At 39.0% G+C, this 7,859-nt stretch carries 7 protein-coding genes; all 7 read right to left on the bottom strand.

Translation table 11 applies throughout. The features are described 5' to 3' along the window. The coding region (locus AB4Z17_RS16170) for a flavodoxin family protein (RefSeq protein ID WP_441960839.1) at nucleotides 1-310 on the bottom strand (310 nt) is incomplete at its 3' end. A 37-nt stretch (nucleotides 311-347) separates the two neighbouring features. Beyond that, the gene (locus AB4Z17_RS16165; RefSeq protein WP_441960837.1) at nucleotides 348-1,157 is read right to left on the bottom strand and encodes a transporter substrate-binding domain-containing protein; all 810 of its coding nucleotides are present in this window, start codon (nucleotides 1,155-1,157) and stop codon (nucleotides 348-350) included. 229 nt (nucleotides 1,158-1,386) lie between these two features. After that, nucleotides 1,387-2,310 (bottom strand): UDP-N-acetylmuramate dehydrogenase, encoded by a 924-nt coding sequence (gene murB / locus AB4Z17_RS16160; protein ID WP_441960836.1) that lies wholly within the window; start codon nucleotides 2,308-2,310, stop codon nucleotides 1,387-1,389. Between the two features lie 294 nt (nucleotides 2,311-2,604). Further along, on the bottom strand, nucleotides 2,605-3,720 hold the full coding sequence (locus AB4Z17_RS16155; RefSeq protein ID WP_441960842.1) for a DUF4179 domain-containing protein: 1,116 nt from the start codon (nucleotides 3,718-3,720) through the stop codon (nucleotides 2,605-2,607). After that, nucleotides 3,720-4,283 carry a sigma-70 family RNA polymerase sigma factor gene (locus AB4Z17_RS16150; RefSeq protein WP_441960835.1) on the bottom strand — a complete coding sequence of 188 codons (564 nt, stop codon included), beginning with the start codon at nucleotides 4,281-4,283 and terminating at the stop codon, nucleotides 3,720-3,722. Before AB4Z17_RS16150 ends, AB4Z17_RS16155 begins: the two co-directional genes overlap by 1 nt. Before the next feature lie 161 nt (nucleotides 4,284-4,444). Then, the gene (locus AB4Z17_RS16145) at nucleotides 4,445-7,291 is read right to left on the bottom strand and encodes an AAA family ATPase (RefSeq protein WP_441960833.1); all 2,847 of its coding nucleotides are present in this window, start codon (nucleotides 7,289-7,291) and stop codon (nucleotides 4,445-4,447) included. After that, complete coding sequence (locus tag AB4Z17_RS16140) at nucleotides 7,281-7,859, bottom strand: ABC-three component system middle component 1 (RefSeq protein ID WP_441960841.1); 579 nt, start codon at nucleotides 7,857-7,859, stop codon at nucleotides 7,281-7,283. Before AB4Z17_RS16140 ends, AB4Z17_RS16145 begins: the two co-directional genes overlap by 11 nt.

Here is a 7,859-nt window from a genome sequence, read left to right as displayed (position 1 = left end):
ACTCGGTCTTATTCTCTCTTAATGATTGAGACCATCTGTCAATGAATGTCTTCGTAAGGCCTGATGCGCCATACCAGTAGATTGGCGTCGCAAACACCAATACATCTTGTGCTTTTACGCGTTCGATCAGATGATGGTAATCATCATTTGGGTAAGGCTCTTTCTCAGAATGCCGGTAATCGACAATAGGCTCGATGTTGTAGTCAGATAAGTGAATTTTATCTGCTTCAAATCCTTCAACTAATAAATTTGCTAGTTGATCCGAGTTTCCATTTTTACGGGAGCTTCCATAAATCACTGCAATTCCCATTGTGAATAATCACCTCCACATTTAAAGTGTTAAGCCTTTATTTTGAAAAGTCCTGACCAAGCCAATCCGTACTAAGCTTTGCGAGGGCTCCATCCGCTTTCATTTCTTTTATCGTTTGATCAACAGCGTCGGCAAGTTTCTTTGACTCGGGGTCGTCTTTACGGAGTACATACTGGATATGCCCCTCATTAAGCGCAACTCCTACTGCTTTGAGCTTGCCTTGCGGATCTTTGATTGGAAGAAGGAAGTCTGCGCTTATTGTTGCGTCAACCCGTCCATTAGTGATTTGAAGAACTTCATCGTTAGCATCGTTTTGCTGGTACACGATTTTTATTGCGCCATCATGCTCCTTATTGTAATTTTCAAGTATTTGAGCTTGAGCGCTGGTCGGGCCAATCAGCACTTTTTTTCCTTTCAAATCATCTAAGGACTTGATCGATTCATTGTTTACTGCTGCAATAATAATTTTGTTCCGCCAATAAGCGTAAGGTTCTTCGTTAAAATAAAACTTTTGTTCAYGCTCAGGATTTTTCTCGAATAGATGTGCGGCTATATCAATCTTTTTCGTTTCTAGACTTAATAGAATGTTGGAAAATTCCATCGTTTGAAACTCAAATTCATACTCTTTCAGACGTTTGTCTATCTCTCTGATAACCTCAACGTCGTAGCCTGTTAACTTTCCGTTATCATCGAGAAAAGCGACTTGCTCGAAATCATTGCCAGTGCCGACAATAACCTTTTTAACCCCCGCGGCTGATTCTCCTTTATTGCTGCTGCCATTATTGGCGCATGCTGTAATAACAAATAAGAAAACAAGGGTAAACGCAAATGCATTAAACTTTTTCAAAATCGTTTCCTCCAATTTGGTTGTGTATTAAACTCATAATCCCTACGGGTTAAGTGAGGATTAAAGACTGAGATAACTGTAGCATCCACACCCGCTTGAGGTCAATTGATTACATAATAGATATATTTTATATAAGAAACCAAAAATGTTATATAAATATAAATATTGTAAAAAACCCAAAGACCCTCGCCAATTGAATGGGGAGGGTCTTTGAACTTTAATCGATTGTTTAGTTTTGGCTATCTTCACCAATGACAATGACTTCTGTTTCTAAATCTATGCCAAAGTTTTGTTTTACCGTCGTCTTAATAACTTCGATCAAATCAATGTAATCCTGAGATGTAGCATGATCCACATTTACAATGAAACCTGCATGTTTCGTGGATACCTCTGCTCCTCCGATTCGTTTCCCTTGCAAACCGCTGTCTTGTATCAGTTTTCCAGCAAAGTAACCAGGCGGGCGTTTGAATACACTGCCGCATGAAGGATATTCCAATGGCTGTTTACTTTCTCGCGCAAAAGTGAACTCATCCATTTTTTGTTTAATATCGGCATATTCAGCTTGTTTAAGATTAAATACAGCTTCGAGCACAACATATTTATTTGCAGAAATATTACTCTTCCGATAACTTAATGACAGATCCTCACTTGATAATGTGAGAAGCTCGCCTGCTTCATTCATTACTAAAGCTTTGACTAATACATCCGAAATTTGTCCGCCATAGGCTCCTGCATTCATATACAATGCACCACCGACCGTACCTGGGATGCCGCATGCAAATTCAAGTCCAGACAGATGCTGTTCTAATGCTTGCCTAGACACATCTATAATCGAAGCTCCAGCTTGCGCAATCATTGTATTATTCTCGGTTCGAACTTCATTCAAGTTTTTTAAATGCATCGTAATCCCGCGAAGGCCGCCATCCTTCACGATAAGATTGGAGCCATGCCCCAAGAGGGTTACTGGAACATTCTCTTCTTTCGCAATTTTATATACAGTGCTTATTTCATCATATTTATTTGGAGTAATGAATACATCTGCATTCCCCCCTAATTTTGTATATGCGTGATTTTTAACGGGTTCAGCAAGCTTAATATTCAAGTCGGGCAGTTGATTTAATATACGTTTATAAAGGTTCAATTCATTATTCATAAAAGTTGTTCCCATTCGTTCATTATCATTCGTTTCACCTTTTCTTGTTGTTGTTAAAGCTTTGAAATTTCAACTTTAAATTATAGCACATTTTTCCGATTAATATTACCTTTTAATCAAAAGTTGTCATTTATAAATTTAATCAATCCTATTTCCTACATATCATTAAATTATCGTTTCTCCTTATTAAATATGCAACAAAAAAAGAGCAGGATACGATCCTGCTCGCTTTTTTTATGGCTTAATCTGTAGCAACCATAACATGTCTTCTCATAAGCCTTAATGTCTTATCATTTATTTCTTTATTTCAATTACAATATCATCCAATTTAATTTGTTCTCTACCTCTTCCTGCTTTTTTAGGCAATACAATTTCTTTTGAACCTTCGTCTCTCGTTATTTCTAATGATCCATGATTTTCGGCAGTGTGTTCATACAAGTTTATCTGAGGTGTCAGTATAAGCTTGGTAGCATTGGGGTCTAATTTCTCAAAAGTTTTACTCCAGTTCATGTTATAGCCGCCTCGCTCACCTGCTCCTCCATTGCCTTTACCTACATAATGATTGCCTAAGTCGTCTTTAATTTCGATATCCACATCTACAGCATCCCATTCATTTCTTGTCTCATCCGAAATCACTTGATTGTAATAAACGATAAAGCTCATGGGGGTAAAGGTTATGTTGTCTATGTTCACTTTTACTCCCTCGTTTTCAATACTTTGATTTATGATCTGTGTTTGATTCGCTGTTGCGTCTAAAGAAAGAGCAAAGCTCCATTTACCTTGTATTTTCTCCTCGTTATTTTGATTTGTTATATTTTCAATAGTCCAGTTTATATTTACGTGATCCAATTCCGTTTGATTACGAAAATCGATATTGCTTTGAACTAAACCTACATAACTATTTTCATCCACTTTTGTAATTTCAGAGCTTTGACTGCCACCGATTGCTCCTTTTGCAAATAATAAACCATGTAACTTTGGTTCGTCACCCAAGTCTTGTTTACTTTCTAATGCATAGGTTAAGGTAACCGATTTCCCATCAAAAATCGCATCTTCAATCGTGATTTTTATGCCGTTGCTCTCCGTTGACATGTTAATTTCGCTGGAAAATTTCTTATAGTCATCATAAAATCCGACCCTTCCCGTATCCAATAACCTGAATATATTTCTTATAACGGGGATTTCGCTAGCATAAGCAGGGAACGTTATGCCAAAGGTAGCAGCCGTTAAACCGATTAGTATGACTGCAGCAGCAGCATTCTTTTTCCAACGTTGTGTTTTTTTATTTTGAGCTAATGATTGCTTTAATGCTTTCTTGACCTTGGTCTTTTCAAATTCAGTGACTTCCATTTCCAAAAACTGTTTGTCGTCAAGATCAATATCGTTTAATAATTCATAAATATCCTTCATCATACACTACCTTTCCAATTCAACTGCATCGCTTTGGTATAAAGTGTCTTTTTCCCTCTATAAATGCGATTATCGATGGATGCTTTCGTTAAATCGAGTTTCGCTGAGATATCCTCTGTTTTTAATCCAAGAAAAAATTTCATTATAAAAATATCCCGATCCACAGGCTCTAATAAATGGATTAATTGAATTAGTTCCGTTTTATCCTCCAGCATAATCAACTCTTCTTCTGCCGATTTTTCGGAGCTCAATTCCATTTCATTAGTGGTGAATTCTACTCTTTTACTATTTTTTCTGTAATAATCAATAGCCTTAAACTTGGCTATAGCACAAATCCATTTCCTGAAATCAGTCGAATCGCCATGGAATTTATTCGAATTGTTCCATATGGATAACAAAATATCGTTCATACATTCTTCAATAACTCCCTCGTTCTCAAGCGGGGACAGCACTTTATTAGTTACCCCTTTTATTAAGGGCAAATAGGTATCAACGATATATTCTAAAGCATCTTCTTTCTGTCGCTTTAATCGTTGGATGAAATTTTTATCATTAGACTTCATTAGCGATTCTCCTTATTTTTTTGTAAAAGCTTTTACACTATATACAACGAAGTTGGAAATTTTTATTCTCATGTTTAGATTAATTATATTTTTAGGCCATTTATAATAAAAAAAGTCGATTCCTTAATCGTACAGGAAATCGACTTTTTATGATTGAGTTTTTATGAGTCTGCTTTTGAAAATATGGCAATCGGCTTCTTATCCGTAGCTTCTACTACTCGCTGCTCAAATGTTGGTCCTGCTTCTGAATAGGAATCATATTCAATAATGCCTACATTCAGCATTCTGAACTTCTTTCTCATGACCTGATAGAACGTCGAATCATGTGTTGAGATAATAAATTGTTTATGATTTTGCAATTTGGAATCTGCTAAATTACGTATAAGATCAATTAATGCAGCCACATTCAAGTCATCCATACTTTGCACAGGGTCATCCATTGCGACAAAGGACAGTGGGGACCAAGATTGCGTAAGCGCCATGGCCAAAAAGAATGAAATCGCAGTGGCATTCACTTGGGCTGCGCTAAATATGTATGAAGGATTTGCTTCTTGGTGGCCAAGGGCCGTATCTTCTCTCGTCATCACTTTTAGAAATAAGCGATTGCTGTTGAATTTTTTTCCCGTATCATAATCGATCTCGGTGAACACGGGATGGGAGTTGATTCTGACAAAGATGGAACGCATAGTATCGAACATTTGATCCATGACTCGTTCATTTAAGCCGCGAATGGCATCTGGCACGGCCTGCTCGGCATCCTTTAGAGCGGCAACCAGGTCTTCGATGGTTCGAAGACCTTCTTCCACTCGTTCTATGACCTTATGCTTGGCAGTTTTTTGTTGCTGTAATTGTTCAAGCAGTGCGAGATCTGCGTTTGCTCGGAAAGCATCTAATAATTGTGTTGCTGCTCCGTGCTTACGAGTATTTTCGAGCAAAGATTCCTCAATCAAACTAGCCTTTGCTTCTAACTGATCCGCAACAGCGCTCCAATTCGTTGTTTGAGCACTAGCACCAACAATTCCTTCTGCCGTTAGTTTACCTAGCGATACAACGACATCATCTTGTAGATGCTTAAGTTCTCTCTCTTTGCTCTCCCTTGGAAGGGATGAAAACGATGTAGCAATCGTAATAAGCTGCTTGCGTAAATGATCTACTTGTTTATTACTTTCATCCAGCTTAGTCAGTAACAGCTCTTTCAGAGCTGGCGTATGAAAAGGGATATCCAACTCATCAGCCAATGCTTTGAAATCATTGTAGCTCTTGTCCATTAACTGCATTTTTTTGTGCAAATCGTAGTGCTTTGCTTGTAAATCTGCCACTTGATCGAGCAATTGAATATGCTGATCACTCCATTCCTGCATGGTGGCTTGAAGTATGGTTAGACTTTCTTTAACATTCGCTTTTGCTTCAAACAGCTGGTCATTATAGATTTGTCGTTGTAATTCAAGCTCGAGGCTCTTCTTTTCTGCACGAGCTAGATCAGGATGAATGGCATCCATCTGGGCGCTGACGTAGTTCTGCAGGCGTAATGAATCAACATCTTCTATTCCACAGGCAGGGCAGCATTCTAACTCTGGCTGTTCAATAGCAACCTGTAGAACATGCTTTAGAAAAGCTTTATGTTTCTTTTCATGAAGCACAAGCTGCTGTACAAATTCCAACTGCTGCTTGTGTAAACGATCAGCCTCCAAAAAGGCGTTTTCCATATCTGTTTGTTCACGAAACCGCAGCTCTAACTCTCGTAATGAATGATAGAGTGCGAGTCGAGGAGACTCCTCTAAGCGTGGATAAGCCATGGCAAAGCCACCGCTCATCCCATCAAATTTTTTACGGTTGTTTGCCTGAAGCAATAATTTTTTTACGTCATTTAACGCTTCAAATAAGTGATCGGCTCTATGCTGAATTGCCGTTGTTTGCTGCTGTAAATCCTCATTCAGCTGTTCGTTTTGGAGCTTGATCAGTTCGTTTTGCAAAAAACTATCTGCTTCTTCATTGAGCCTTAGCAATTTTTGAATTGTATTTAAGTGTTCATCTAGCGTTTGAGTAAGGCGACTTTCTCGTTCCCATTGCATCAGAAGCGGAAGCTTTTCCTGTAATGAGGTCATAGCATCTTTTGCTAGATCGAGCCGTCTGATTGTATCATTTTCCAAAAGATTTCGTTCCTGAACGAGAGCTTCTATTTGCTCCTCGGCTTCTTTGATCAACAAAATAACCAGATCTTCATCTTCTGAAACAGCTGTTTTTTGGAAGACAGCTTCATAGTTATGAAGTGCTGTTGACCATTGATTATTTCGTGATGCAGGCGAGAATTCTGAGATTTCCAGCTTAATGCCTTGAATGCGGTGCTCCAGCGTATCTTCCTCAGCAATCAGCTGCCCACGCTTTTGGCTAAATGCCAGTTTTCTTTCTTCCAGCTCCACCCGTGCTTTATGTACGAGTTCTCCATAGCTCGCAAATTGCTCTGTGCCGAAAATTCGGGAAACCGAATTGTAGCGATCCTTCTCCTTCATGCCTCTTAGAATGCCATTCATCCGTTCTTGACATAGAAGATGAGTAAGAAACAAGCTTTTGTTTAAATCCACTTTATCGAGCCATTCCGCGTGGACGAGCTTCTCTTTTAAAACGACTTCTGCCTCCTTGGCAGGTACCTTCTCACCATTAATCTCAACTTCAAGCAAATGGGCTCCGCTATCTGTCCTTACATTCGTATTGGCGATTCCCGTACGTGTTACTGTGATTTGCAAGTCTGAATTTCCTAGCTCAATGATTACTTTTGGAGCTCTATCCCCGGCAAAATGATTCCCGATGTATCGATATAATTTTCGTTCGGGGTCTTGCTCATAACGATAAATACTACCGGTTAATCCCCATTCGATCGCGTCAAAAAAAGAGGTTTTTCCGTAACCATTTGGGCCATGTAAAATGACAATGCTTGTATTGGGAAATTCAAATCTTCGCTTCTCATTAAACCCGCGGAATGCTTCTATTGTGATTGCATTAATCCTCATGGCCGAGCACCTCAGCTAACACTGGAATATTTAAAGATGACAATAGCTTGTCCACAGACTGCTCATCAGCTTGAAACAAAGCTTTATTTAACTGGTCTTTCGTCGATTGTTGAACACTGGATTGCCATTGGTCGAGAAAATGCCGATCATGAAACCAAAGGCGCTCGAGCTGGTGCTCGGGCAGCTTAGTTTGAAAGTCTAAAGGCAGTTTTTCAGCTAAACGATCTAAATCTGAGCTAGTGATGATAATCTTGCGAAAGAAAAAGCGGTTTGACTCGATGCGTTTTTTCAAAGCATTGCTTATCTCTTGCGCGTCTACAAAGAGGACTAAATACATGTCCCAACGCAAATCATCTAGTTCGCCGGGAAGCTGATTCTGTACCCGGTAAGCAAATTGATAAGCTGCTCGCTCCCAGTGGTTCTCGAGTGATGATGGAGAGTCATAGGTAACGACAGCAAAAATTTGCTTCGCAGAAAAGTAAAGGGCATCTATGTGCCTAATCGATACATTTGTTAGCTTTTCAAGGTCAGATTGGTGGTCAAAAAAGTCAAATATCTGTTGCACCAT

The organism is Paenibacillus sp. TAF43_2 (genome assembly GCF_052113545.1).
GTDB lineage: Bacteria > Bacillota > Bacilli > Paenibacillales > Paenibacillaceae > Pristimantibacillus.
This window is presented reverse-complemented; position numbering and strand designations above follow the sequence as displayed.

Excerpts from the sequence above, each read along its gene's own strand:
- murB (WP_441960836.1), bottom strand. The coding sequence starts at position 2,310 with ATGAATAATGAATTGAACCTTTATAAACGTATATTAAATCAACTGCCC.
- AB4Z17_RS16155 (WP_441960842.1), bottom strand. The coding sequence starts at position 3,720 with ATGAAGGATATTTATGAATTATTAAACGATATTGATCTTGACGACAAA.
- AB4Z17_RS16150 (WP_441960835.1), bottom strand. The coding sequence starts at position 4,283 with ATGAAGTCTAATGATAAAAATTTCATCCAACGATTAAAGCGACAGAAA.
- AB4Z17_RS16145 (WP_441960833.1), bottom strand. The coding sequence starts at position 7,291 with ATGAGGATTAATGCAATCACAATAGAAGCATTCCGCGGGTTTAATGAG.
- AB4Z17_RS16140 (WP_441960841.1), bottom strand. The coding sequence starts at position 7,859 with ATGGTGCAACAGATATTTGACTTTTTTGACCACCAATCTGACCTTGAA.